At 71.9% G+C, this 23,777-nt stretch carries 25 protein-coding genes; 11 read left to right on the forward strand and 14 right to left on the reverse strand.

The window, feature by feature from the left end; all coding sequences use genetic code 11:
* Position 1: 1 nt before the first annotated feature.
* Together AB0J66_RS48400 and AB0J66_RS48405 are read left to right on the forward strand one after the other, a co-directional pair.
* On the forward strand, positions 2-256 hold the full coding sequence (locus AB0J66_RS48400) for a hypothetical protein (protein ID WP_364675919.1): 255 nt from the start codon (positions 2-4) through the stop codon (positions 254-256).
* 101 nt (positions 257-357) lie between these two features.
* Entirely contained in the window at positions 358-921 is a 564-nt protein-coding gene (locus tag AB0J66_RS48405) for a TetR/AcrR family transcriptional regulator (protein ID WP_364675921.1), read from the forward strand.
* Positions 922-1,016: 95 nt separating this feature from the next.
* Here AB0J66_RS48405 and AB0J66_RS48410 read toward each other — a convergent pair whose 3' ends face one another.
* The 7 genes from AB0J66_RS48410 to AB0J66_RS48440 form a co-directional block, all read right to left on the reverse strand.
* Positions 1,017-2,732 (reverse strand): ABC transporter ATP-binding protein, encoded by a 1,716-nt coding sequence (locus AB0J66_RS48410; protein WP_364675924.1) that lies wholly within the window; start codon positions 2,730-2,732, stop codon positions 1,017-1,019.
* Positions 2,729-4,306 carry an ABC transporter ATP-binding protein gene (locus AB0J66_RS48415; RefSeq protein ID WP_364675927.1) on the reverse strand — a complete coding sequence of 526 codons (1,578 nt, stop codon included), beginning with the start codon at positions 4,304-4,306 and terminating at the stop codon, positions 2,729-2,731. Before AB0J66_RS48415 ends, AB0J66_RS48410 begins: the two co-directional genes overlap by 4 nt.
* A 343-nt stretch (positions 4,307-4,649) precedes the next feature.
* On the reverse strand, positions 4,650-4,934 hold the full coding sequence (locus AB0J66_RS48420; protein ID WP_364675930.1) for a hypothetical protein: 285 nt from the start codon (positions 4,932-4,934) through the stop codon (positions 4,650-4,652).
* A gap of 297 nt (positions 4,935-5,231) precedes the next feature.
* Positions 5,232-6,167: a sigma-70 family RNA polymerase sigma factor gene (locus AB0J66_RS48425; RefSeq protein ID WP_364675933.1), complete on the reverse strand. Its 936-nt coding sequence runs from the start codon at positions 6,165-6,167 to the stop codon at positions 5,232-5,234.
* 10 nt (positions 6,168-6,177) lie between these two features.
* Positions 6,178-7,332 (reverse strand): FAD-dependent oxidoreductase, encoded by a 1,155-nt coding sequence (locus AB0J66_RS48430; RefSeq protein ID WP_364675935.1) that lies wholly within the window; start codon positions 7,330-7,332, stop codon positions 6,178-6,180.
* A 78-nt stretch (positions 7,333-7,410) separates the two neighbouring features.
* Positions 7,411-8,148, reverse strand: coding sequence for an SDR family oxidoreductase (locus tag AB0J66_RS48435; protein WP_364675938.1), 738 nt, complete (start codon positions 8,146-8,148; stop codon positions 7,411-7,413).
* A gap of 2 nt (positions 8,149-8,150) precedes the next feature.
* A complete protein-coding gene (locus AB0J66_RS48440; RefSeq protein ID WP_364675941.1) occupies positions 8,151-8,948 on the reverse strand; it encodes a TIGR03620 family F420-dependent LLM class oxidoreductase in 798 nt (265 codons plus the stop codon).
* Positions 8,949-9,027: 79 nt separating this feature from the next.
* Here AB0J66_RS48440 and AB0J66_RS48445 point away from each other — a divergent pair, with 79 nt between their 5' ends.
* A complete protein-coding gene (locus AB0J66_RS48445) occupies positions 9,028-9,624 on the forward strand; it encodes a TetR/AcrR family transcriptional regulator (RefSeq protein WP_364675944.1) in 597 nt (198 codons plus the stop codon).
* 22 nt (positions 9,625-9,646) lie between these two features.
* On the opposite strand, the gene AB0J66_RS48450 is transcribed toward AB0J66_RS48445, so the two are convergent.
* Positions 9,647-10,531, reverse strand: coding sequence for an NADP-dependent oxidoreductase (locus AB0J66_RS48450; protein ID WP_364675946.1), 885 nt, complete (start codon positions 10,529-10,531; stop codon positions 9,647-9,649).
* A 120-nt stretch (positions 10,532-10,651) separates the two neighbouring features.
* Here AB0J66_RS48450 and AB0J66_RS48455 point away from each other — a divergent pair, with 120 nt between their 5' ends.
* The 4 genes from AB0J66_RS48455 to AB0J66_RS48470 are packed head-to-tail and all read left to right on the forward strand — an operon-like array spanning position 10,652 to position 14,473.
* Positions 10,652-11,233: an ATP-binding protein gene (locus AB0J66_RS48455; protein WP_364675949.1), complete on the forward strand. Its 582-nt coding sequence runs from the start codon at positions 10,652-10,654 to the stop codon at positions 11,231-11,233.
* A complete protein-coding gene (locus tag AB0J66_RS48460; RefSeq protein ID WP_364675952.1) occupies positions 11,127-12,689 on the forward strand; it encodes a helix-turn-helix transcriptional regulator in 1,563 nt (520 codons plus the stop codon). The genes AB0J66_RS48455 and AB0J66_RS48460 overlap by 107 nt, the downstream gene beginning before the upstream one ends.
* A gap of 39 nt (positions 12,690-12,728) precedes the next feature.
* Positions 12,729-13,550, forward strand: coding sequence for an enoyl-CoA hydratase/isomerase family protein (locus AB0J66_RS48465; protein WP_364675954.1), 822 nt, complete (start codon positions 12,729-12,731; stop codon positions 13,548-13,550).
* A 23-nt stretch (positions 13,551-13,573) separates the two neighbouring features.
* Entirely contained in the window at positions 13,574-14,473 is a 900-nt protein-coding gene (locus tag AB0J66_RS48470) for a cyclase family protein (protein ID WP_364675957.1), read from the forward strand.
* Positions 14,474-14,476: 3 nt separating this feature from the next.
* Here the strand turns inward: AB0J66_RS48470 and AB0J66_RS48475 are convergent, their stop codons facing one another.
* From AB0J66_RS48475 to AB0J66_RS48485, 3 genes are read right to left on the reverse strand one after another with little or no spacing between them, the layout of a single operon-like run.
* Positions 14,477-15,205 carry an FAD:protein FMN transferase gene (locus AB0J66_RS48475; protein ID WP_364675987.1) on the reverse strand — a complete coding sequence of 243 codons (729 nt, stop codon included), beginning with the start codon at positions 15,203-15,205 and terminating at the stop codon, positions 14,477-14,479.
* Positions 15,206-15,237: 32 nt separating this feature from the next.
* Positions 15,238-15,732 (reverse strand): FMN-binding protein, encoded by a 495-nt coding sequence (locus tag AB0J66_RS48480; protein WP_364675959.1) that lies wholly within the window; start codon positions 15,730-15,732, stop codon positions 15,238-15,240.
* 14 nt (positions 15,733-15,746) lie between these two features.
* Positions 15,747-17,342 carry a ferric reductase-like transmembrane domain-containing protein gene (locus tag AB0J66_RS48485; protein WP_364675962.1) on the reverse strand — a complete coding sequence of 532 codons (1,596 nt, stop codon included), beginning with the start codon at positions 17,340-17,342 and terminating at the stop codon, positions 15,747-15,749.
* A gap of 145 nt (positions 17,343-17,487) precedes the next feature.
* Here AB0J66_RS48485 and cbiE point away from each other — a divergent pair, with 145 nt between their 5' ends.
* The 4 genes from cbiE to AB0J66_RS48505 all read left to right on the forward strand — a co-directional run bounded on the left by cbiE (position 17,488) and on the right by AB0J66_RS48505 (position 20,827).
* Complete coding sequence (gene cbiE / locus AB0J66_RS48490) at positions 17,488-18,669, forward strand: precorrin-6y C5,15-methyltransferase (decarboxylating) subunit CbiE (protein WP_364675965.1); 1,182 nt, start codon at positions 17,488-17,490, stop codon at positions 18,667-18,669.
* Positions 18,666-19,412, forward strand: a complete 747-nt coding sequence (cobM, locus tag AB0J66_RS48495) for a precorrin-4 C(11)-methyltransferase (RefSeq protein ID WP_364675968.1) — start codon at positions 18,666-18,668, stop codon at positions 19,410-19,412. The genes cbiE and cobM overlap by 4 nt, the downstream gene beginning before the upstream one ends.
* Positions 19,397-20,161 carry a cobalt-precorrin-6A reductase gene (locus tag AB0J66_RS48500; RefSeq protein ID WP_364675971.1) on the forward strand — a complete coding sequence of 255 codons (765 nt, stop codon included), beginning with the start codon at positions 19,397-19,399 and terminating at the stop codon, positions 20,159-20,161. Before cobM ends, AB0J66_RS48500 begins: the two co-directional genes overlap by 16 nt.
* A gap of 102 nt (positions 20,162-20,263) precedes the next feature.
* The gene (locus tag AB0J66_RS48505) at positions 20,264-20,827 is read left to right on the forward strand and encodes a hypothetical protein (protein WP_364675973.1); all 564 of its coding nucleotides are present in this window, start codon (positions 20,264-20,266) and stop codon (positions 20,825-20,827) included.
* Between the two features lie 259 nt (positions 20,828-21,086).
* Here AB0J66_RS48505 and AB0J66_RS48510 read toward each other — a convergent pair whose 3' ends face one another.
* The 3 genes from AB0J66_RS48510 to AB0J66_RS48520 are packed head-to-tail and all read right to left on the reverse strand — an operon-like array spanning position 21,087 to position 23,439.
* On the reverse strand, positions 21,087-21,674 hold the full coding sequence (locus AB0J66_RS48510) for a hydrolase (protein ID WP_364675976.1): 588 nt from the start codon (positions 21,672-21,674) through the stop codon (positions 21,087-21,089).
* An 11-nt stretch (positions 21,675-21,685) separates the two neighbouring features.
* The gene (locus AB0J66_RS48515) at positions 21,686-23,053 is read right to left on the reverse strand and encodes an MFS transporter (RefSeq protein ID WP_364675978.1); all 1,368 of its coding nucleotides are present in this window, start codon (positions 23,051-23,053) and stop codon (positions 21,686-21,688) included.
* Entirely contained in the window at positions 23,050-23,439 is a 390-nt protein-coding gene (locus AB0J66_RS48520) for a MarR family transcriptional regulator (protein ID WP_364675979.1), read from the reverse strand. Before AB0J66_RS48520 ends, AB0J66_RS48515 begins: the two co-directional genes overlap by 4 nt.
* Positions 23,440-23,777: the final 338 nt, after the last annotated feature.

The following is a 23,777-nucleotide window of genomic DNA, read 5'->3' on the forward strand; positions in this document are numbered from 1 at the left end:
CGTGAAGGGTTCGATCCTGTCGTACAAGTCCGAGGATTCGGTGCTGAGCGTCTATTCGAAGGGCTCGGTGCTGTCGATCGGCTCCACCGGGTCCGCGCTGTCGGTCGGCTCGGTCGGCTCGTTCGGTTCGGTCCTGTCGATCGGCTCGTGGCTGTCGGTCGGCTCGGTGCTGTCGGCGTTGTCGATCGGCTCGGTCATGGCGTGGCGGGCCCGCAAGGCTGTCATGGCCAGCGGAGAGCCCTACAAGCACGGCTGACCGAGCCCAAAGGCGAAGAGGAGGCCGTTTCGAGAAATCGAACTTCATGACATTATCGTTACTTGTCAGTAACGTAGGTCACTCCGGAGAGGGGGTGGGCCTTGATCTACGGCGTGCAGGCCCCACGGCGCCGGGATGCCCAGCGGAACCGGCAGGCGATCCTTCAGGCGGCCAGCGACCTCATGACCAACCGGCACGATGCCGTGGGCATGCCGGAGATCGCCCGGCGGGCGGGGATCGGGCAGGCCACCCTCTACCGCCACTTCCCCGACCGGTACGCGCTGACGTCCGGGGTGATCGCTTTCCAGGTGGAGCGCCTCGAGGCGTGCGTGACCGCGAATCTGCATCAGCCCGCCGCGTTCCGGCCGATGTTCGCCGCCGTCCTCAGCTCGCAGGTGGCGATGCGCCCGCTCGTCCATCTGGCCCGCCGCCTCGAGCCGGCCGTCCAAGGGCGCTATCTGCGTCAGATCGTCACCCTCCTCGCCGGGCCCCTGCAGCGGGCCCAGGAGCAGGGCTTCGTCCGCCGTGACCTGGTGCCGGGCGACCTGATCCTGCTCTTCGGCATGGTCGAGGGCGTCGCCGAAGGCATGATCGCCGACAATGCCGGCGACCACGCCGCCAAAGCCATCCAACTCGCCCTGGACGGCCTCATGCCCACCCCCTGAGGGCACATGAACGAAGCCACCATGGAGGGCCCGCGGTAGAGGTGCGCCACGGGGGGAGGCGGGCCCCGGTGGAGGGCGGGAGAACGGCGACCGGCTCACACCGCTTCGTGGCCGTGCCAGGAGTGCCACAGGGAGGCGTACGGGCCGTCGGCGGCGACCAGTGCGTCGTGGGTGCCCACCTCGATGATCCGGCCGTCGTCCATGACCACCACGCGGTCGGCGTCGTGGGCCGTCTGCAGGCGGTGGGCGATGGCGATGACCGTGCGTTCGTGCAGCACGGCGGCCAGGGCCCGTTCGGCCGTGCGGGCCGCTGTCGGGTCGAGCAGGGCCGTCGCCTCGTCCAGGATCACCGTGTGGGGGTCGGCCAGGACCACCCGGGCCAGGGCCAGCTGCTGGGCCTGCGCCCCGTCCGGCGGGTGCTGCCCCAGGTCGCGGTCCAGGTCGTCGGCCCAGTCGGCGCCGACCGTCTTCAGGGCCCGGCGGAGTTCTTCGTCCGGGGCCGCCACCATCAGGTTGTCGCGCAGCGTCTCGCGGAACACGTGATGCTCCTGCGTGACCAGCACGACCTGCCGCCGCAGCTCGTCCGGGGGGAGATCCGCGACCGCCACCCCGCCGACGGTCACCGAGCCCACGCTGGGCCGGTCGACCCCGGCGATCAGCCGGCCCAGCGTCGACTTGCCGGCGCCGGAGAGCCCGACGATCGCGAGCCGCTCCCCCGGCTGCACGGTCAGGTCCACGTCGTGCAGAACGTCACGACCTTGGTCGTACGCGTACCGGACGCCCACGACCTCGATGCGGTCGCCGGCCGGCAGTCGCGTCTCGAAGCGCCGGGCCGGGATCTCGGCCAGCCCCTCGACCCGGGCGAAGGACGCGCTGCTGCTCTGCAACTGCTCGATCCAGATGGTGATCGTGTCGAGCGGCCCCACCAGCTGCCGCAGGAACAACACGGCCGCGCTCACCGTGCCCAGGCTGACGTGACCGTCGATGTAGAGGAGGCCGCCGACGAGCAGCACGAGCACGCTCGGCAGCGCGTACGAGATCTCGACCGACGGGAAGAAGAAACTGCGCAACCCGAGCGTACGAAGCCGCGTGCGCCGCGTTTCCTCGATCGCCGCCCGGCCTTCCTGGAGGCGGCGCTCGGCCAGGCCGAACGCCTCGATCGTGCGGGCCCCGGCCGTGGTCGCCGCCAGCTCCTCGGCCAGTTGAGAGTTGGCCTCACCCTCCTTGAGGTAGGCGGGGCGGGCCCGGCGCAGGTACCAGCGGGTGGAGAACCAGATGCCGGAGAGCCCGACCAGCCCGATCACCCCGAGCAGCGGGTTGAGCAGCAGCAGCGCGGCCACGATGAAGATGATCTGCACGAAGCTGATCAGCAGGGTGGGCAGGATGTCGCGCAGCGTGGAGGCGACCGCGTCCACGTCCGTGGTGCCGCGGGCCGCGATGTCCCCGGCCGGCACCCGTTCCACGACGGCCGCGGGCAGGTCCAGGGAACGCCGGAGGAAGTTCTCGCGGATGCGGGCGGCCGTGCGCTCGCCGAAGCGGTAGGCGATCGCCAGCGCGTACCGCGACAGCACTGTCTGGACGATCGCGCAGGCCAGCACGGCCGCGGCCAGCTTGTCGACGGAGCCGACGCCGCCGCCGTGGGTGACCTCGTCGATGATCCGGCCGAGGAGCCACGGCCCGCCGACGCCGGCCAGCGCGACCAGCGAGTTGAGGGCGAGGATGGCCACGACCGAGCGCCGGTCGAGCGCGATCAGGCGCAGCGCGGCCCGCGCCACCGTCCGCTGATCGGCGACGGGAAGCACGGAGCTCATCGGGCGGCCTCCTCGGACGATTCGCCGAAGACGCGGGTGACCAGGGAGCGGTAACCGGAGTCGGTGGCCAGCAGCTCGCGGTGGGTGCCGGAGGCGGCGACCCGCCCGTCGACCAGGTAGTGCACGACGTCGGCCTTGTCGAGCAGCACCGGCGAGGTGGTGGCGACGACCGTGCCCCGGCCGGTGCGGGCCGCGGTCAGCCGCTCGGCGATGGCGGCCTCGGTGTGCGCGTCCACAGCGGAGGTCGGCTCGGCCGCCAGCAACATCTCCGGATCGGCGTGTACGGCTCGAGCGAGGCGCACCCGCTGCCGTTGCCCACCGGAGAGGTTCCGCCCGGCCCACTCGACGGGCCGCCCCAGATCGTCGGCCACGTCGTGCGCGACCGCCGTGTCGATCGCCTTCCGCACCAGGTGATCCTCAGGGGCCGTACGGCCGGCCACCACCTCCCGCAGCGAGCCGGCGAACAGATCCGCGTCCGGCTCGGTGACCAGGACCCGTTCCCGGACCTCCGCCTGGGCGATCTCGTCGAGCCGGATGCCGCCCCAGGTCGCGTCGGTCGGCCCGTACCGCCCGAGCCGGTCGATCACCTCGGCCGCGTCGGCCGGGCGCGAACCGGCCAGCGCGGTGAACCGCCCCGGCTCGGCCACCACACCGGACTCCGGGTCGTGCAGCACGGCCGGCCCCGGCGGCGCCTCCCGCCCGGCCGGGTCGTCGACCGGGATCCGCAGGAAGTCGACGACCCGGCGGGCCGCGACCAGCCCGCGGGTGACGTCGAACGAACAGAAGATCAAAACGTTGACCGGGATCACGAGCATCGCCGTGTAGCCGTACACCGCCACCAGCTGCCCGGCCGTGAGCTGCCCCTCGGCCGCCAGCCGGGCCGCCAGCCAGACGATGACGGCCAAAAACACCACGGGCACCCCGTCACCGAGGGCGCCGATCCAACTCGACGGCCCGCCGACCCGGTATCCCTGTGCCCGAAGCCGGCCGGACTCCACCTCGTACCGCCGCAAGTGGGTTTCCTTGCCACCGAGCCCGTTGAGGATCCGCAGGCCGCCCAGCACGTCGACCAGGCGCGCGTTGAGCTCGCCCTGCCGCTCGCGGTATCCCTGCGAAGCGCGCTGGCTGCGCTGCAGCAACGGCCCGACCAGGACCGCCAGCAGCGGCACCCCGGCCAGCGCCACAATGGCCAGCGACGGCGCCGTCCGCGACAGCAGGATCGCCACCACGATGTACGCAATCGTGGACGCGACCCCGACCCCGCCCACGTTCATCGCCCGCCCGATGGTCCACACGTCCGAGATGCCGATCGTGACCACCTCACCGGCCGTCACCCGCCGCGGCAACGCCGCCCCCAGCCGCGTCGCATGCGTCATCACCAGATCGGCCGTCCGCAGCGCCGCCGCCATCCGCATCTTCGTCATGCTGCGGTGCCGCATGATCCCCAGCACCGCGCTGGCCGCCCCGACGATCAGAACCGCCGCGACCCAGGCGCCGAGCACCGCTGGTTGCCGCGCCCCCAGGCCGCGGTCGATAGCTTGCGAGATGAGGTACGGCGTAGCCGCCAGACTCATGAACCAGAGGGTCCCGAACATCGCCCCCAGCCCGACCCGCCCCTTGTATTCCCGCCCCAACCACCACAAAAACCGCGCCGGTCCCCGTATCTCCACGGTGGCCACTCTGCCCCAGAGCCCTCCCCGAGCGCCGCCCGTTTTCAGCGGATGTGACAGGTGCCGCGCCTTCACACCCAGCCGCTTCGAACCTCAACGATGATCGATTAAGATGGGTTTCACGACCGCGTGGAAAGCGACTCTGGCGCCGCCCGGAGCCTGGCCACCGCCGACTGATGGCCCACCGCAGATACGCAGAAGCAGCGCATCCCCGTTGCCGAGCATGCGCTGCGCCTGAAGCTTTAGGTCAAGCCTCACCCCCGTCGGGAGCGCGCTTCCTCGGCAGACGGCGTTTTCGTCGTCGGCCGGGTGGCAGCTCCGCTGGGGGCTCACCGGCTGATGAGCCTTCGGTGTCGGCGCTTCGGACGCCTGGGGAGGAAGATGCGTTGATCTCCGTCCCGAACCTGAGGACGAGGCCCGCGGCCTTGATCTCGACGTACGTCTTGCCGCCATTAGTCCTATTGGCCTTGCTCGCCAAGTAACCGGCCAGGATGAGGGCAAGTGCGACGACCGAGAAGAGGAAGATCACCACGGTAAGTCCCGTGGCACTTCCCACCGAGGCTGTCCTACTCCTGCGTGCTGGGCTTCATTGAGGCCCGCCTTCCGCGCTCAAGGACCTTGTTGTCCCGATGGCGGCCACCCGCACCCTTCGGCCTCGGCGAGAGTGCCGCTGCAGGCACTCCACCTCAGGGCCGGGGTCGTCGCCAATCCGTTTGCTCTCTGGCCCACAGATTGTCGCTGGCGCAGCCCCAAGATCGGTAGCTTGCTCGCCCGACCGATACCCACCTTGACGAGGGCACAGCTGAGTGCCGGCGGTGAGCTGGTGCAGTTACCAAGCAGCGATCAGCGGGTCGTCGTGAGTGGAGTGGCGCCACCGGCTGGTCAGGCGGGCGAGGCGGCTCGGGTCGGCGATGCCTCGCAGGGTGGCGATCTCGCCCCCGTGGAGGTCGAGGACGACGATGCCGGCCACGCGGTCGCCGACGGTGGCGATCAGGGCTGGGGTGCCGTTGACCACGCCGGCGTGCATGGCGGGGGTGCCGCCGGCCAGGCGGCGTTTGGCGGGGGTGGGTTTGAAGGCGGCTCTCAAGGCGGCGGCGATCCGCTGGGGGCCGGTGAGCCGGTGCCACCTCGTGCCCAGGCCGGCGCCGTCGGAGAGGGCGGTGGCGTCGTCGGTCAGCAGAGCGACCAGGCGGTCCGTGCGGCCGGAGGCGGCGGCGTCGACGAAGGCCTCGACGACGCGGCGGGCGGCCGCGCGGTCGATGTCGGTGGTGGGGCGTGTGGCGGTGACGCGGTGGCGGGCGCGGTGGGCGTGCTGCTGGCTTGCCGACTCGGTGATGTCGAGGATGTCGGCGATCTCGGCGTGGCTGTAGGCGAAGGCCTCGCGCAGGACGTAGACGGCCCGTTCGACCGGCTGAAGGCGTTCCAGCAGGGTCAGCACGGCCAGCGTCACGGATTCGCGCTGCTCGACCGTGTCGTAGGGGCCGAGCATCGGGTCGCCGTCGAGCAGTGGTTCGGGCAGCCAGTCGCCGGCTGCGCGTTCGCGCCGGGACTGGGCCGAGCGGAGCCGGTCGAGGGACACGTTCGTGAGCACCTTGGTCAGCCATGCTTCGGGCACTTCGATGTGCCGGCGGTCGGCGGCGTGCCAGCGCAGGTACGTGTCCTGCACGGCGTCCTCGGCGTCGGTGGCCGAGCCGAGGAGCCGGTAGGCGAGCGAGGCCAACCGGGGCCGGTTGGCCTCGAACCGCTCGACGGTGGCCTGGTCCATCGTGGTCAGGTTAACCACCGACCGCCGCCGGGGCGGGACGGCCGGCCGCGGCCCGATGGCGGCGGGCCGGCAGCCCGTACGTCGGGTGGCTCATGTTCCAGGCCGCGCCGCGCAGCACGAACGCCTTGAAACGCGCGGTGGTCCGGCCCCGCATCGACCACGATCTGGCTTCGGCGTGGCCGTCGACCGCCTGGAAGATCGCGTCTCGGGCGCCGAGGCTGACGCAGTTGCCGAGATAGCCGAGCGGGAGTTGAGGGATCTTGCGGCCGGTGAGGTCCCCGACGATCGTGGCGGTCGCCTGCATCCGGGTGAAGCCCGCGGAGGCGCACGACATCGGCAGCGGCCGGCCGTTGTCGCCGAGGACGTGGGCGCTGTCCCCGGCGGCGTACACCTCCGGGTGTGAGACCGACCGCATCATGCGGTCGACCGTGATCCGGCCGTCGGCCTCGACGGCCAGGCCGGCGTCCGCGGCGAGCGGGAGCGCCGCGAAGCCGGCCGCCCACACAACCACGTCAGCCGGAAAAGCGGCGGTCGGGAGAGCGTCGACGGTGATGTGCTCGTGCACGGCAATGCCGAACCGGTCGAAGGCGCGCCGCAGGTGCCGGCGGCTCCGCTCGTTCAGCCAGCCGCCGAGCTCGCCGGTGGTGGCGAGGGTGATCTGCAGCCCGGGCCGGGCCTCGGCGAGCTCGGTCGCGGTCTCGATCGCGGTCAGGTTGCCCCCGACGATCAAGACCGTCCCGCTTCCACCGAGCTCGTCCAAGCGGTGCCGTAGGCGCTGGGCGGCCGCCCGGCCGGCGACGTGGAACGCGTGCTCGGCCACACCGGGCACGCCGCGGTCGCTGATCGTGCTCCCCAGCGTGTAGAGCAGGCTGTCGTATCCGATGTGGTCGCCGTCGAGCACGGTGACCGTCCGCTCCCGCGGGTCGATCGCGGTCACGGTCGCCACTCGCAGCCGGATGCCGGTGCCCGCGAACATGTCGGCCAGGGCGTGGCGGCGCAGTTGCCGACCGGCCGCCAGCTGGTGCAGCCGCATCCGTTCGACGAAGTCGGGCTCGGCGTTGACGACGGTGATCTCGAAGTCGGCGGGGTGCAGATGGCGGGCGAGGTATCCGGCCGCGGAGGCGCCGGCGTACCCGGCCCCGAGGACGGTGATGCGGTGCCGCATGTCGGGCTCCTGTCTGTTCGTGTGCCATCCGAACGAGACAGGAGCCCGGTTACTGACAGGCGTTGGCTATGACCCGGGTCACACCTGGCTGGCGCCACCGTCCACGTAGATCTCCGAGCCGGTGACGTAGGCGCTCGCCGGGGAGGCCAGATAGAGGACCGTGTCGGCGATCTCGTCGGGGGTGCCGAGGCGGGCCATCGGGACGCCGGCGGCGAGGCCCTTCAGCAGCTGGGCGGCGTCCTCGGGGGTGCCGGCCAGGCCGGAGAGGCCGGGGGTGTTGATCGGGCCGGGGGCGATGGCGTTGACCCGGATCTGGCGGTCGACCAGCTCGGCCGCCCAGCTGCGGGTGAAGGAGCGCAGGGCGGCCTTGGTGGCGGCGTAGACGCTGAAGGCGGGTGCGGCCTTGACGTCGATGTTGGAGCTGGTGATGACGATCGAGGCGCCGGGGTTGAGCAGCGGCAGGGCCTTCTGCACGGTGAAGATGGTGCCGCCGACGTTGGTGTTGAACGTGGTCGCGTAGTGCTCCCAGGTGATGTCGGCCAGGGCCGAGAACTCGCCGCCGCCGGCGTTGGCGAACACGACGTCCAGGCCCTGGCCGCGCTCGGCGATGGCCGCGTAGACGCGGTCGAGGTCCTCGGGATTGGCGACATCGGCCTGTACGGCGGTGAAGCCGTCACCGAACTCGTCGAGGGCCTCCTTGCGCCGGCCGGTCACGAACACGTGTGCGCCTTCGGCGGCCAGGCGGCGGGCCGAGGCGAGGCCGATGCCCGCGGTGGCGCCGGTGACGAGGGCGGTCTTGCCGTCGAGCTGTCCCATGATCAGTTGTCCTTTGAGAGAGAAGCGAGTTCGCGCCACTGCGCGAGAGGGAGCGAGGTGGAGCCGAGGACGTGCAGGGCGACATGATCGGCGCCGGCATCCAGGTGTTCCTGGACGCGGGCGGAGATGTCGTCGACCGAGCCGTGAGCGACGAGGGCGTCGATGAGGCGGTCGCTGCCGCCGGGCACGAGGTCGTCGTCGGTGAAGCCGAGGCGGCGCAGGTTGTTGCGGTAGGCCGGGAAGCCGATGAACATGCCGACCTCGGCCCGGGCCGCCGCGCGGGCCTCATCCGCCGACGACCCCACGAAGACCGCCTGGTGCGGCGCGATCACCGGGCCGGCCCCGACGCGGGCCCGCTCCCGGGCCACATAGTCGGGCGTGACCAGGAACGGGTGCCAGCCCGAGGCGCGGGCCACGGCGAGATCGACCATCTTGGGGCCCAGCGCGCCGAGCACCCAGACCGGCAGGTCGAGCTCGTCGAGGTAGTCGTTCATCGCCGCGAAGGGGTCACCCGGGCGGCTGCCGACGCCCAGCCCGACCCGGATCCGGTCGCCGTAGGGGCCCAGCCGTTTCGACAGCTCCTGCGGCGTCTGGCCCCAGATGTTGAGGACCCCGGTGACGACCGTGCTCCGGGGCGCGGCCTCCGCCAGGTGGGCCACGTCGTCGAGAGCGCCGGCGCCGTCCAGCCCGGGCACCCACAGGGCGTCCCAGCCGAGCTCCTCCAACTCCGCCACGGCGTCGCGCACCTGCGGGCGGGCGGCGCCCCGGAACTGCATGCTCCAGAGTCCGACCTGCTTCATGGGCCACCTCCTTATTTTTGTATCGCTCGGTATGCAATCACCGTAGCCCAATTTTGTACCGAGCGGTAGAATCGGCGGTGTGACGGTGAAGACAAGGGGACGGCCACGCGCCTTCGACCCCGACGAGGCGCTCGACCGGGCGATCGAGGTGTTCTGGGAGCACGGGTACGAGGGGGCCTCGCTGGCCGACCTGACGACCGCGATGGGCATCAACCGGCCGAGCATGTACGCGGCGTACGGCAACAAGGAGGAGCTGTTCCGGCGGGCGGTCACCCGCTACGCGGAGCACGACATGGCGTACGCCCGCGAAGCGCTGGCCGAACCCACCGCGTACCGCGTGATTGAGAGCTTTCTCCGGGCCAACGCCGACGCCCTGACCCGCACCGACCGCCCTGCGGGCTGCCTGTCGATCCAGGGCGGCCTGGCCGGCGGCAGCGACAACGGCGAAGTGGCACAGTTCCTGGCGACGAGCCGGCTCGGAGGCGAGCGCGCTCTGGCCGAACGCCTGGCCCGCGCGGTCGAGGAGGGTGACCTCCCGGCCGGCACGGACGCCGCCGCCCTGGCGCGCTATGTCATGACGGTCAGCGAGGGCAACGCCGTACACGCCGCGGCCGGGGTCGACCGGGCCAGCCTGCACGCCACCGTCGACTTCGCGCTGCGGGCCGTCCCGTCGTAGAACCTCGCGCGGGCCGTTCTTCTTAGATCTCGAGCAGGGCCTTGGCCCGCAGCTCGCCCTTCTCCAGGCGGCTGTGCACGGCCGCGGCCTGCTCGAGCGGGACGACGACCTGCTGCTGCAGCGCCAGCTCGCCCGCGGCGAGACGGCTCATCGCCTCGTGCAGCGCCCCCACCACGCCGGCCGGGACCACGTCGGAGAGCTTCACGCCGAGGCCGGGGCCGCGCGGGTCGGAGAGGGTGATGACCCGGTCGGCGCCGCCGGCCATCTCGATCGCCTTCGGTAGATCGCTGCGGCCCGACGCGTCGAGCACGGCGTCCACCCGGCCGGCGAGATCGTGGTAGTCCAGGGGCTCGGCCCCGAAGCCGCTCACCAGCGCGAAGTCGCCCGGCCGCACGGCCGCGATCACTGTGGCGCCGCGGGCCACGGCCAGCTGCGTGGCGACCCGGCCGACCGAACCGGCGGCGCCCAGCACCAGCAGGCGGTCCCCCGCGCGGACGGCCAGCTGGTCGAGGACCCGTACGGCCGCCTCGCCCGAAGCCGGCAGGGCCGCGGCGTCGGGCCAAGCCACCGAGGCCGGCTTGGGCACCCAGAAATCGGCCAGGGCAAGGGCGGCGTAGCCGCCGAGCCGCGGAAGGAAGACCGCGACCTCGTCCCCCACCCCGACGTCCTGGATGCTGTGGCCCACGCTCTCGACGACCCCGGCCGCCTCGAAGCCGAGCACGGCGCCGGGCCCGCCCGGGAACACGCCCTCGAGGTGACCGGCCCGGATCGCCAGGTCGGTCGGCCCGACCCCGGCGTAGCGGACCGCCACCCGGATCTGACCCGCCCCCGGCGCCGGCACGTCGGCCTCGGCCGGGCGCAGCACGTCCGGTGGCCCGTAGTCGTCCATCACAATTGCCCTGGTCATGGGCCGAGCGTAGGTCGGAGCGGACCGAACGGCCGGGGCCCGGCCGACCTTTGCGTCATCCCTGAGTCACGTGACGCATGACGCGTGGGAGCGTGCCCGAAGATCGGGTAGTTTTCGATCGTGTCAGACCTGATGAAGCTGACGGGTCAGGCTCTGGCTCTCACCGGCCCGCCCGGGATCGGCAAGTCGGCCCGGCTGGCCCAGGCGGAGGACGACGCGCGTGGGCGCGGGTGGCACGTGCACACGGTGACCGGCGCGCGGGCCGAGCTCGGCCTGCCCTACGCCGGGATCGAGCGGCTGTTCCGGGGGGTACTGCCGCTCGACGCCATCCTGGCCGAGCGCGACCCCTACCGGGTCGCGCTGGCCGTGCTCGACCGGCTCAGCCCGGACACGCTGCTGATCGCCGACGACGCGCACTGGCTGGACGAGCCGAGCTGGCAGGTGCTGGCCTACGTCGGCCGCAGGCTCGCCGGCCAGCCCCTGACCCTGCTGGTGAGCCTGCGCGACGGCGTCGAGACAGCCCGGCGGCTGGCCGGATCCGGCCTTCCGGAGCGGGAGATCCGCCCGCTCGCGACGAAGGACCCCAGCTACCGGGATGTTGTGGCCGAGCTACCATCACCGGCCCGCCGAACTGACCACCGACCGGCGGCGGCGGGCCTACCGCTATCTGCGGGCGGCCAACCGCGCCTTCGACGCGGGTGAGACCGAGACCGTACGCCGGGTCTCGCCGCTGATCGACGACGCCGTGCTCAGCCCGCGCGAACGGCTCTGGCTCAACTGGGCCAACAGCGGCGCCGGGGGCGACATCGAGGTCACCAACATCCGCCTGCTCACCCACTTCGAGGCGGCCGGGCGGTCCCTGGCCGGGGGCGACCTCGAGGAGGCCTTCGAGCTGTTGCACGGCATCGTCATGCAGCTCTACTTCACCCCGCTGTCGGCCGAGGTCCGGGCCGCGGTCGTCGACTTCGTGCAGCGTACGGGTCTGGGCGCGGACCATCCGCGGATCACGCCCCTGCTCGCCCTGGCCGTGCCGCTCGACTACGGCAAACAGGTGGTGGCGGCCCTGCCCGGATTTGTCGCCGCCCCCCGCCCCGACACCCACCTCGCCTGGGCCGCGCTGGCCGTGGGCGCGCTCGGCCCGGCCAAGACCCTCGCCGCCGACGCGGTCACCGGCAGCCGGGCCCAACAGCGGGCCGGCCTGCTCACCCGGGCCCTGGTCACCCAGGCCTGGGTCGGCGTCTTCGCCAAGGACGCCCACCTCATCGACGGCGCCGCGGACGAGGCGGCCCGGCTCTCGGCCGAGACCGGCCAGCCCCGGCTGGTCATCCTGGCCCGGCTCGCCTCGGGCATGGCGGCCGCGCTCCGCGGCGAGCAGGCCCGGGCCGAGGAGATCGCCGACGACGCGGTCAAGGCCCTGCTGCCCGACGGCGCCCACGGCATGATCTGCCTGTGCCAGTACGTCCGGGGCCACGCGGCCCTGGCCGTCGGCAACGGGCCGGCCGCCTTCGACCACCTGCTGCGCACCTTCGACACGGGTGACATCGCCTACCACCCGACCATGCGGTTCTGGGCGGTCGGCTCGCTGGCCGAGGCCGCCGTCATGGCCGGCCGGGCCGCGCGGTTCGAGGCCCTGCTGCCCGGGCTCGAGGAAGAGGAGGCGGCGACCGGGTCGCCGGCGCTGACCCGGGGGCTCGTCTACGCCCGGGCGCTGCTGCGGCTGCGCAGCTCGACCGCCGACTACGCGCCCGACGAGATCGCCACCGTGCTGCCCGCGCACCCCTTCGACAAGGCCCGGGCCGACCACGCGTACGGGTCGGCGCTGCGCCGCGACCGCCAGTACAGCCGGGCCCGCCCCTACCTGCGGGCGGCGGCCAGCCTGTTCGAGGCCCTGGGGGCGACGGCCTGGGCCGACCGGTCACGCCAGGAGCTTCGGGTCACCGGCGAGACCGTACGCCGTACGGACGACCGGCTCACCGCCCAGGAGACGCAGATCGCCACCCTGGCCGCCCAGGGCCTGACCAACAAGGAGATCGGCCGGCGGCTGTTCCTCTCCCCGCGCACGGTCGGCACCCACCTCTACCGCATCTTCCCCAAGCTCGGCATCACCTCCCGCGCCGAGCTCGCGTCCGCCCTGGACCCCGGCGACCAGAGAGTCTGACCGGTCTCCCGGCCCGAGCCGGCCGCGCAGGCTGGGGCCATGGAACAGTTCCGCGTCACCAAGGGCCTCCCGTCGTACTGGCGGGTCACGTTCGGCAACGGGCCGGTCAATCTGATCGATCCGGACACCGTCGAGCAGCTGGCCACTCTGATCACCGAGATCGAGAACGACCCCGCGCTGACCGTCGTCGTGTTCCGCAGCGAGACCCCGGGCTACTTCATGGCCCACTGGGACTTCCTCTCCGACACCCGGCGGGTCGTGGCCATGCCACCCGGCCCCACCGGCCTGCACCCGTATCTCGACAACTTCGTGCGGCTCAGCAGGGTCCCGGCGGCCACGATCTCGGAGGTACGGGGCCGGGCGCGCGGCGCGGGCAGCGAGTTCGTCCTCGCCACCGACATCCGGTTCGCCGGCGACGAGGCGATCCTCGGCCAGTTCGAGGTCGGCGTGGGCTCGGTGCCCGGTGGTGGCCCGATGGCCCGCCTGGGCCGGCTCGTGGGCCGGGGCCGGGCGCTGGAGATCCTCCTGGGCGGCGACGACATCCCGGCCGCGCTGGCGTACGACTACGGCTACGTCAACCGGGTCGTGCCGGACGCCGAGCTCGAATCTTTCACCGACCGCTTCGCCCGCCGCGTCGCCGCCTTCGACAAGGTCGCCGTCACCGGCATCAAGACCCTGGTCGACGAGGCCACCCTGCCCCCGGACACCGAGCTGGCGGCCGGCCTGAAGTCCTACTTCGCCACCGCGGGCCGACCGCAGCACCGCCCATTCGTCGAGTTGCTGTTCGAGAACGGCCTCCAGCAGCCGGACGGCATCGAACGCGACCTCGGAGCCGCCGTCGGCGAGCTCCGGACGCGATGACCCGAGTGCCGTAGCCTGCCGGGATGACGGCGGATGACGTGCTCGGGTATTTCGAGACACTGTCGAACTGGGGGCGGTGGGGTGACGACGACCAGCTCGGCACGCTGAACCACATCACCGACGACGTCCGGCGGGCGGCGGCGCGGGCCGTGCGGCACGGCCGGAGCGTGTCCTGCGCGTGGGAGATCGGTGTTCCGGACGGGATGGAACGGTCGACCACGGCGTTCCTGCGCGCGGTCGACATGCCGGGGGCCGAGAACATGCCGGCCGCGTTCCAGGCCGACCGGCGCTGGGGCTTCTCGTCGGAACGGCTCGGGCTGTCGTTCCACGGCAACACCATCACCCACCTCGACTCGCCGTGCCACCTGTTCTGGGACGGCCGGCTGTACAACGGGCGGCCGCACTCCCTGGTCGACGCCGAGACGGGTTCGGCCTGGGGTGCGGTCACGGCCGCGGCGAACGGGATCGTCACGCGCGGGGTTCTGCTGGACATCGCGCGGCAACCGGGTGAGGGCGTGTTCCCCGAGGATCTACAGGAGGCCGAGCGCCGCCAGGGCGTGCGGGTGCGCTCGGGCGACGCGGTGCTGCTGCGGACGGGCCACGGCCGGCCCCGGCCCGAGGACGGTTTCCGGCAGCCCGGCTGGCACGCGTCCTGCCTGCCGTGGCTGCGGGAGCGGGAGGTCGCGCTGATCGGCGCCGACACTCCGCAGGACGTTCAGCCCTCGGGGTACGACGACGTGCTGATGCCGGTGCACGCCGTAGGCCTGGTCGCGATGGGCCTGTGGCTGCTCGACAACTGCGACCTGGAGGCGTGCGCGGCGATCGCGGCCGAGCTCGGGCAGTGGGACTTCCAGCTCGCGGTCGCGCCGATCCGCTTCGCCGGCACGTCCGGCAGCCCGGTCAACCCGATAGCCACCTTCTGAGGATCAGACCGCCGCGGGGAGATTGGCCGAGCTGAAGGCCCGGCCGTCGTCCGTCACCACAGCCGAGTCGTAGCCGTCGGCCGCCCGCTTGGCCAGCCAGGCGATCCCGGCCTCACCCATGGCCAGGGCGGCCGTGGCGTACGCGTCGGCCAGGGCCAGGTCGGGGCCGACCACGGTGACCGAGCGCAGGCCGCGGGCGGGCCGGCCGGTGCGGGGGTTGACCACGTGGTCGCCGCGCTCGTAGGTGCCGGAGGTGGCGACCGCCCCGTCGGTCAGGGCCAGAACCCAGCTGACCTTGTCGGCCTCCCACGGGTGGCGGATGCCGACCCGCCACGGGCCGCCGTCCGGGTGGTGGCCGCGCATCCGGATGTCGCCCCCGGCATTGATGTAGTGACTCGTCGAGCCGGCCGTCAGCAGGCGGGCCGCCGCCACCTCGACCGACCAGCCCTTCACGTAGCCGGACGGGTCCAGCGACCCCGTAGCGTACGCGTCGAAGTAACCGTCCGTATCGCGCCAGAGATCGGCGCAGGCGTCGAGGACGTGGCGCATGTCCGGCGACAGATCCTCGAGCTTGATCAAGCCCGTACGGAAGCGGCACACCTCACTGTCCGCTTTATACGTACTAAACCGGGCATCAACCTCGTGCAGCCAGTCACAGACGTCCGCGATCAGGGCGCGGAGCTCGTCGTCGGGACGATCGGGGGTCAGTTCGATGCTGACCGTCGTACCCATCACATGCTCGACGTGGCGCACAGAGCGTGACCCTACGCCTTTGCGGCGTCCAGCGCTGCCTGGAGGGACTCGGCGTAGGACTTGCTCGTGTAGGTGGCGCCGGAGACGGCGTCGACGTCCTTGGCGCTTTTCGCCCCGAGGGTCTCCTGCTTGAGGGTGGCCACGGCCGGCGGATTGATCGTCGCGCTGTCCGCGGTGGTCGGGTAGGTCGCCTCGGCCGCGGTGATCTCGCCACCCTCGACCCGGATCTGGACCTGGACCGTGCCGTACGGGTTGGAAGCGCCCTTGCCCTTGTAGACGCCGTCCTTCAGGCCGGACTTGGGCGCGGCCGGCTTCGATGTTGCGCCCGATTTGTTCCCCGCCGCCGACTTGGACGGCTTCGGCTTCGGCGTCGGCGTACCCGCCGCCAGATCGACCGGGGGCGGAGCGGCGACCGGCGCCGCCGGCGGCTGCACACTGAGCCGGACCCCGACGATCAGGGCCGCCCCGCTCAAAGTGCCGACGACTGCTGCGGTACTACGTCGCATCGGAAGAGACTCCTCTAGAACTCGAACGGGTCCAGGTGCAGCTGACTGTCGGGGACGTCCAGCTCGCGCAGGGTCGCCACGGCCGCACCGACCAGGCCGGGCGGGCCGCACAGGTAGACGTCGCGGCGGCTCACGTCGGGCACCAGGCCGAGCAGCCCGTCCGGCGTGAACAGGCGCTTCGGGCCCGGGTCGTTGCGCGAGCCGACGATGTAGCGGACCCAGGCGTCGCGCTGCTCGGCCAGATCCTCCAGCTCGCCCCGGAAGACGAGCTCGTCCGGGCGCGAGGCCCGGTAGATCACGATCGTGTCCGGCGGCATGTCCTCGAGCAGGGCCCGGATCGGCGCGATGCCGCTGCCGCCGGCGATCAGGAGCGCACGACGGCGCGTACGGCGCTGGGCCGTGAAGACCCCGAACGGCCCTTCGGCCCAGATCGGGGTGCCCGGCTTCATGGTGGCCAGGCGCGAGGTGTGCCCGCCGACCGCGGTGACGGTCAGGCGCAGCCACTGCGAGTTCGGGGCGGCCGAGAGCGAGAACGGGTGCGACTGCCACCAGCCGTTGCGGGTCAGGAAGCGCCACCGCATGAACTGGCCGGCCTGCGCCGGCAGCTTCTCCAGGTTCTTGCCGCCGATGTAGACCGAGAATGTGCCGGACGCCTCGCCGACCACCTCGGCCACCTCGAAGCGGTGCCGCACGTTGAGCCAGAGCGGCTCGACCAGCCGGCCCCAGACCAGGGCCGAGATCACCAGCGCGCCCAGGGCGGGCCAGAACACCGAGGCGAAACGGCCGCTCAGGTCGGCCCCGGTCGCCACCTGGTGCCCGTACCCCAGCAGGAGCACCAGGTAGCCGGTCAGGTGGATCAGGTGCCAGAGCTCGTACGGAAGCTTGGCCCGAGCCGCCCGGATGGAGATCAAGCTGATCACCACCAGGATGCCGGTGGCGACGGTGGCGCTGATCATCTCGGGGAACGTGGTGATGATCGTCCAGCCCTGGTCGATGACGCCGGTGTCGCCGGTCAGCGCGTAGCCGTAGACGATGAAGACGATGTGGGTCAGCACGAAGACCACGAGCGAGGTGCCCAGCCAGCGGTGCCAGCGCAGCAGGTCCCGAGCGCCGACCCACTCCTCGAGCCAGGAGACCCGGCTCATCATCAGCAACTGGACGAAGAGCAGATAGCCGCCGATCAGACCGGTGATCCGGCCCGCCGCCAGCATCAGGGTCGGGGTGTCGCTGACCGCGCCCGGCTGCGTGTCGAAGACCCACAGGGCGACGCTGGTGGCCAGGCCGGAGAAGAACAGAAGCACGGTGAGCAGGCGGTTGCCGGAGACGGCCTCGGCCGGCGGGCGCTCGTCGTCCATCGGCGGCTGCACCGAGCCGCTGGTCTTCCAGCCCGACGGCTCGTCCTGCGACTCGATCAGGATGTCGCTGCGGCGGAACTCGTCGTCCGGCAGCCAGTTGTCGACCTCGCGGACGCCGTAGCCGTCGGTGAGCCGCGGGTCGTCGTCCTGCGCGGCCCACGGGTCATCGCCGGGCGCGCCGCGCAATCCGGCGAAGTACTGCTCGTCCTCGTCCGGTGCGTAGCGCGGTTGGAACGTGGGGGGTCCCTGCGCCATGTCCTCACCCGTTCAGCCGTCGGCAAGCCGTCGGGAGGTTGTACGCACCCGGCGCGACCATCGCTCAACCGGATCCGGAAAATCTCGCCAGGTGGCGCCGCGATAGGTTCGGCGCATGCACGCCGACAACCCCGACCTGGTCACCGTGGTCGGCATCGGCGCCGGCGGCTGGTCAGACCTTGGCGGTACGCAACAGAGCGCGCTCCTCTCGGCCAAGGTGATCATGGGGAGTGGGCGCCAGCTCGGCCTCCTGCCGCCCTCGGTCTCCGCCGAGCGGATCGAGTGGCCGTCGCCGCTGCTCCCGGCGCTGCCCGGGCTCCTCGCCGCGCATGCCGGGCCGGGGGTGTGCGTGCTCGCGAGCGGCGACCCGATGTTCCACGGAATCGGGGCGACCCTGGTGCGCCTGCTCGGGGCCTCGGCCGTACGCGTGCTGCCGCACCCGTCATCGGTGTCGCTGGCGGCGGCGCGTCTGGGCTGGTCGCTGGCCTCGGCCGAGGTGGTGAGCCTGGTCACCGCGGAGGTGTCGGTTCTGCGCCGGGCGGTGAACCCGGGGCGGCGCATCCTTGTGCTGTCGCGTGACGGGACCACCCCGGCGGCAGTCGCGGCCCTGCTCGATTCCGTGGGCTACGGGTCGGCTGCGCTCACTGTTCTCTCCCAGCTCGGCGGGCCGGGCGAGGGCCGCATTTCCGCTTCGGCTTCCGATTGGGACAAAGCGGACGTCGATCCGCTGAACGTGATCGCGATCGACTGTGGCGAGGGGCCGGCGCTGTCTCTGGCGCCGGGCCTGCCGGATTCTTCGTACATGTCGGATGGGCAACTGACCAAGCGGGAGGTGCGCGCGGTGACGTTGTCGGTCCTGGCGCCGGTTCCTGGCGGTCTGTTGTGGGACGTGGGGGCGGGGTCGGGCTCGATCGGCATCGAGTGGATGCGTAGTCATCCGTCTTGCCGGGCTGTCGCGGTCGAGCCGCGAGCCGATCGCGTCGCGACAATTACGACGAATGCCTCGTCGTTGGGTGTTCCCGGCTTGCACGTCGTGCATGGGAGCGCGCCCGCGGCGCTGGAAGGGCTGCCGACGCCGGACACGATCTTCATCGGGGGCGGGCTGACCCGCGACGGCGTGCTCGACGCCTGCCTGGCGGCGCTGCGGCCGGGCGGCCGGCTGGTGGCCAACGCGGTGACGGTCGAGTCCGAGGCTTCTCTGGCCGCCGCATACGCCGCGCACGGCGGCGAGATGACCCGGATCGCGGTGAATCGGGCGTCGCCGGTCGGCGGCTTCACGGGATGGAGAGCGATGATGCCGGTGACCATCTGGTCGGTGACCCGATGACGGTCCACTTCATCGGCGCCGGCCCCGGCGCGGCCGATCTCATCACCGTACGAGGTCAGCGGTTGATCGCCTCATCTCCGGTCTGCCTCTACGCGGGGAGCCTGGTCCCGGTCGAGCTGCTCGACATGTGCCCACCCGGCTGCCGCAAGGTCGACACGGCTCAGCTCAACCTCGACGAGATCCTGGCCGAGATGGTGGCCGCCCATTCCGCCGGCCACGACGTGGCCCGCCTCCACTCCGGCGACCCGTCCGTCTTCAGCGCCGTAGCCGAGCAGATGCGCCGCCTCGACACCGCCGGCGTCCCCTACGACGTCACCCCCGGCGTCCCCGCCTTCGCCGCCGCCGCCGCGTCCCTGGCCCGCGAGCTCACCGTCCCCTCGGTGGCCCAGACCATCATCCTGACCCGCACCGCCGAACGCGCCACCGCCATGCCGCCGGGCGAGGACCTGCACACCCTGAGCGCCAGCCGCTCCACCATGGTCCTGCACCTGGCCGTCCAGCGCATCGAAGCGGTCGTAGCCGACCTGCTCCCTTCCTACGGCCCGGATTGCCCGGTCGCCGTGGTGGCCCGAGCCAGCCGCCCCGACGAGCTGATCCTCCGCGGCACCCTCTCGGACATCGCAGCCAAGGTCAAAGAGGCCGGCATCAAGCGCACCGCCGTCATCGTGGTCGGCCCCGCCCTGACCGCCGCCCAGTTCCCCGACAGCCACCTCTACTCCACAACCCGATGCCGCGAGTCCTGATCCTCGGCGGCACCACCGAGGCCCGAAGGCTGGCCACCGCCCTGCACACCCCCACCCCCTCACCGCACCCATCCCCTCGGCCGGCCTCATGCGCTTTCTCCGTAATCACTTCGTTGGCTGGGCGGACCTCATCGCCGCTTCTCCCGCCCGGCGAGGTGCGCATCGGGGGTTTCGGCGGCCCCGAAGGGCTTGCCGCCTACCTGCGCGCCGAGCGAATCGACGTGCTGGTGGACGCGACGCACCCTTTCGCCGCCGGCATGAGCGCCAACGCGGCCGCAGCCGCCACCGCCCTCGGTCTCCCGCTGATCGCCCTGCGCCGCCCCGGCTGGCACGAAGCCCCCGGCGACGACTGGCACCGGGTGCCCGACCTCCCCAGCGCCGCTGCCCTGCTCCCCCACCTCGGCCGCCGCGTCTTCCTGACCACCGGCCGCCAGGGCATAGCCGCCTTCGCCGCCGTCGACGCCTGGTTCCTGGCCCGCTCGGTCGAGCCACCCACCCCACCGATGCCCGCCCGCCTGGAGGTGCTGCTGGACCGCGGCCCCTTCACCCTGGACGGCGAGCGCCGACTCCTCGCCGACCACCACATCGACGTCCTCGTCACCAAGGACAGCGGCGGCCCCGCCGCCAAACTGACAGCCGCCCGCGAACGGGGCCTCCCCGTCGTGATGATCGACCGCCCACCGCTCGGCCCGGGCGTGGTCACCGCCGCCTCAATCGAGGAAGTCGTCGCCCACCTACTCCGCGTGTAGCCGCTACCCGCCGATCGGAAGGCCGACTCCGGCGGTTAACCGAACCACAAACGACGGGATAGCTCGCTGGGGAACGCGGCCGGATCCTTCGAGGATCGAGGCATGACGATTTCGCAAGCCTCGCATTCCGTTGTCTCCTGGCCCGCACGGCTGTGGCGAAGCTCCGTCTACGGCCTGGCGCTCCTGCCGTTGGCGTTGGCCGGCATCATCGCCGCCCTGGCCGGGCGATCGGGTGCGGCGGCCGGCTGGTGGGTGCGGCTGCGCGGATTCTTGGTCCCGCAACCACTACCGGCCCGGCGGCCGTCCGTTCTTGCCGTGCTCGGGCACAGCGCGCTGAGCGTTCTGCTCGGCGCCACGGCGTTGATCCCGCTCGGCGTCGAGTTGCTCGTGGTGCTTCGGGGGCTGCTCTACGGCGTGGTCGACCACGGCCCGTACGACCACTCCTGGGGCGGCCCCAGCCGGGCCGGCGCCTGGCTGACGCACTTCGCCGTAGGCGTCCCGATGGCCGCTGCCGCCGCCTTCGCCCTGGTGGGGCTGGCCGCCACCCACGAACGGCTGACCGCTGCCCTCGCCGGCCAACGGCGCGCACCCTGGGTGATCCCTGTGGCGCTGGTGGTGCCGCTGCCGGCGATCGTCTTCTTCATCGCCTGGCTCCACCAGATCTGAGAACTCCCGGGCTCGGCCCGATCTGACGCGGCCGGCCCCATTGAGCAGGCCGCTCGACCCGCCGGTGAGGGCCGGCATTCGGCAGCGCCGGGCCCACTGATTCAGCAGCGCCGGGCCCACTGATTCAGCAGCGCCGTGCCCGCTGATTCAGCAGCGCCGGGCCCGCTGATTCGGCAGCGCCGGCCCCGACCAAATTCGCCAGGCGGCTCGGGACCGAGCGCGCCTGGCGACGAAATTGAACCAGTTCAAGGGCAACCGGTCAGGCGGTGGCGTGCTTCGCCAGGAGATCGAGGATCTCGGCGGTAGTGCCCGTCTCGGCGAGGCGGGGGAAGATCTTCTCCACGCTGTTGCGGTGCGTGTCGGGGTCCAGGTCGCTCACCGCGTCGATCGCCACCGTGACGTTGTAGCCGTGCTCGTGGGCGGCGCGGGCCGTGGACTCGACGCCGATGCTGGTGGCGATGCCGGTGACGACGACCTGGGTGATGCCGCGGCGGCGGAGCTGCAGGTCGAGGTCGGTGCCGTAGAAGGCGCCCCAGTTGCGCTTGGTCACGACGATGTCGTCACCCGTGGTGAGCTCCTCGACGATGTCGTCCCAACCCTCCGGGCGGGGGCCGCCCGCGGCGGCGCCGGCGTCGGTACGGGCCCGGAGGGAGTCGGCGCCGTCGGGGCGTCCGGTCACGCGGACCAGCACGACCGGCAGGCCGTTCGAGCGGAAGGCGGAGGCGAGCGAGGCCGTACGGGCGACCACGTCGGACGCCGCGTGCGGGGTGACCGGGCGGCCGACGATGCCGCGCTGCAGATCGACCACGACGAGAGCGGTGTGCGGGTCGAGGGTGGTGACGGGCATGAACGTACCTTTCAGTTGGAGCTGCCGACCCGCGACAGGGAGCGGTCGGCCAGAACGAGGATCACCATCAGAACGGCCACGACGATCAGGAAGACCGCGAGTCCGTGCAGGCCGGCGGTGTCGGCGCCGTGTTTGAAATAGATGCCGGTGGCGGCCGACGAGACCATCGCGCCGAGATAGCTGAATGTCCGCAGCAGACCGGAGGCGGCTCCTATGCGTACGGGGTCAGCCTGGTAGTAAAGGGCGTTCTGATTGGCCAGGTTGTTCAGGCCCTGGGGCAGCCCGCAGATCAGCGTCAGCAGCACCGGCAGCCAGAGCGGACTGCCCGAGTTCAGCGTGAGCATCAGGACGCTCACCACCAGCTGACCCAGACCCCCGACAATCAACTTCCCTTTGTACGCCTTACGCCGGCCCGTCAAAGTCGAGATCACGATGGCGAACAACGACATCGGCAGCAGGACCAGACCGGCGTGTGAGGCGCTCAGCCCCCGTCCCGCCTCCAGCCACTGCGTGAAGCCGTACAGGATGGCGTACGACGCGGTCTGGGCGAGCAGCGCACGGACGTACGTCGCGATCAGTGGGGTGTTGCCACCGAAGACGCGCAGGTCGAGGAAGGGGTCGGGCGCGCGCAGCTCCCGCCGGACGAAGCCCGCGGCGCAGGCCGCCATGAGAGCCAGCAGCCACAGGTCACCGACGCCCGGGTCCATCAGGTAGAGCATCAGCGACGTCAGCGTGCCGGCGAACAAGCCGATGCCCAGGTAGTCGAGCGGGAACTCCGGCTTCTCGAGCTCGAACGAGGGCAGCCGCCGCAGGCCGAAGACGATGCAGGCCAGGGCCAGCGGAATGTTCACCGCGAAGATCGCCCGCCAGCCGCCGAGACCGATGAGCAGGCCACCGAAGGTGGGGCCGATGACGATGATGGTCTGCGCCGAGATGGCCAGGGCGGTCAGGACGCCGCCGGGACTGTCCTGGCCGGTACGCCGGGATTCGCTCCGGATCAGGTACATGGCGGCCGGGTAGCCGGCACACGTGCCGAGCCCGAGCAGCACCCGAGAAACGATCAGGACGCCCAGGTTCGGCGCGATCACGCCCAGTACGCCCGCGATCCCGACCAGGGCGGCGCCCGCCAGGTAGAGCTTGCGCGGCCCGTACCGGTCGACGAGCCGGCCCACGACCGGCTGCCCGGTGGCGGTGGCCAGGTAGAGCCCCGACACCAGCCACGCCGTCTCGGACGGCAGCGCGCCCAGGGCCAGCCCGATCGGCACCAGCGCCACCGCGACCATCGACGAGTTGATCGGGTTGAGCACCGAGCCGAGCACCATCGGCACGATCAAGCGCCGGTTGAAAGCCGTTCCCGAGTCGACGGCGGCGACGCTCACCGCCCGGCCAGACGATCGAGCAGCGGCAGCGCCGCCAGAATCGCCTGCCGCTCCTCCTCGCTGAAGTCATCGGCCAGCGCCCGCGCCATCCACTCCTCACGAGCCTGCCGCGAAACCCCGATCTTCTCGCGTCCGAGCTCACTCAGCGAGATCAGCTGCTTGCGCCCGTCCCCCGGATCCGGCGTACGCATCACCAGCCCCACCTGCTCGATAGCCGCAATAGTCGCCGCCATCGACTGCGGCCGCACCTGCTCCGCCACCGCCAGCTCGGACGACGACGCCGCTCCACCCTTCTCCAGCCGGCTCAACACCGACGTCTGCGACGGCGTCAGCTCATCAAGCTTCGCCACCTCCCGCAGCCGCCGCCGCAACCGACTGAAAACCACCCGAACCTCAGTAGCCGCCCGAACCGCCGACTCCGGAATATCACCCACACCCCCACCGTAGAACTCTTCAGCCCAACCTGACAAGTTCAACCTGAAGAACCCCGCATAGCAAGGACCTCGCAACAGGCACCCAGCGGCGCAGGCGTCCGGAAGCCGGCCCGGATGGCGGCGGTAGCGCGGCTGGTCGGGGGCCGGCGAGGGTGGTCGCGGCTGCGCGGATGGTCTGGTGCGCGGATGGTCTGGTGCGCGGGTGCGCGGGTGCGCGGGTGCGCGGGTGCGCGGGTGCGCGGGTGCGCGGGTGCGCGGGTGCGCGGGTGCGCGGGTGCGGTGTTGCGGAT

It is taken from the genome of Actinoplanes sp. NPDC049598 (assembly GCF_040675435.1).
Lineage (GTDB): Bacteria > Actinomycetota > Actinomycetes > Mycobacteriales > Micromonosporaceae > Actinoplanes.

Bases quoted from the DNA above. Each gene is read 5' to 3' on its own strand.
- AB0J66_RS48410 (WP_364675924.1), bottom strand. From the start codon at position 2,732: ATGAGCTCCGTGCTTCCCGTCGCCGATCAGCGGACGGTGGCGCGGGCC.
- AB0J66_RS48415 (WP_364675927.1), bottom strand. From the start codon at position 4,306: ATGAGTCTGGCGGCTACGCCGTACCTCATCTCGCAAGCTATCGACCGC.
- AB0J66_RS48425 (WP_364675933.1), bottom strand. From the start codon at position 6,167: ATGGACCAGGCCACCGTCGAGCGGTTCGAGGCCAACCGGCCCCGGTTG.
- AB0J66_RS48430 (WP_364675935.1), bottom strand. From the start codon at position 7,332: ATGCGGCACCGCATCACCGTCCTCGGGGCCGGGTACGCCGGCGCCTCC.
- AB0J66_RS48435 (WP_364675938.1), bottom strand. From the start codon at position 8,148: ATGGGACAGCTCGACGGCAAGACCGCCCTCGTCACCGGCGCCACCGCG.
- AB0J66_RS48440 (WP_364675941.1), bottom strand. From the start codon at position 8,948: ATGAAGCAGGTCGGACTCTGGAGCATGCAGTTCCGGGGCGCCGCCCGC.
- AB0J66_RS48450 (WP_364675946.1), bottom strand. From the start codon at position 10,531: ATGACCAGGGCAATTGTGATGGACGACTACGGGCCACCGGACGTGCTG.
- AB0J66_RS48460 (WP_364675952.1), top strand. From the start codon at position 11,127: ATGTTGTGGCCGAGCTACCATCACCGGCCCGCCGAACTGACCACCGAC.
- AB0J66_RS48465 (WP_364675954.1), top strand. From the start codon at position 12,729: ATGGAACAGTTCCGCGTCACCAAGGGCCTCCCGTCGTACTGGCGGGTC.
- AB0J66_RS48470 (WP_364675957.1), top strand. From the start codon at position 13,574: ATGACGGCGGATGACGTGCTCGGGTATTTCGAGACACTGTCGAACTGG.
- AB0J66_RS48475 (WP_364675987.1), bottom strand. From the start codon at position 15,205: ATGGGTACGACGGTCAGCATCGAACTGACCCCCGATCGTCCCGACGAC.
- AB0J66_RS48480 (WP_364675959.1), bottom strand. From the start codon at position 15,732: ATGCGACGTAGTACCGCAGCAGTCGTCGGCACTTTGAGCGGGGCGGCC.
- AB0J66_RS48485 (WP_364675962.1), bottom strand. From the start codon at position 17,342: ATGGCGCAGGGACCCCCCACGTTCCAACCGCGCTACGCACCGGACGAG.
- cobM (WP_364675968.1), top strand. From the start codon at position 18,666: ATGACGGTCCACTTCATCGGCGCCGGCCCCGGCGCGGCCGATCTCATC.
- AB0J66_RS48500 (WP_364675971.1), top strand. From the start codon at position 19,397: ATGCCGCGAGTCCTGATCCTCGGCGGCACCACCGAGGCCCGAAGGCTG.
- AB0J66_RS48505 (WP_364675973.1), top strand. From the start codon at position 20,264: ATGACGATTTCGCAAGCCTCGCATTCCGTTGTCTCCTGGCCCGCACGG.
- AB0J66_RS48510 (WP_364675976.1), bottom strand. From the start codon at position 21,674: ATGCCCGTCACCACCCTCGACCCGCACACCGCTCTCGTCGTGGTCGAT.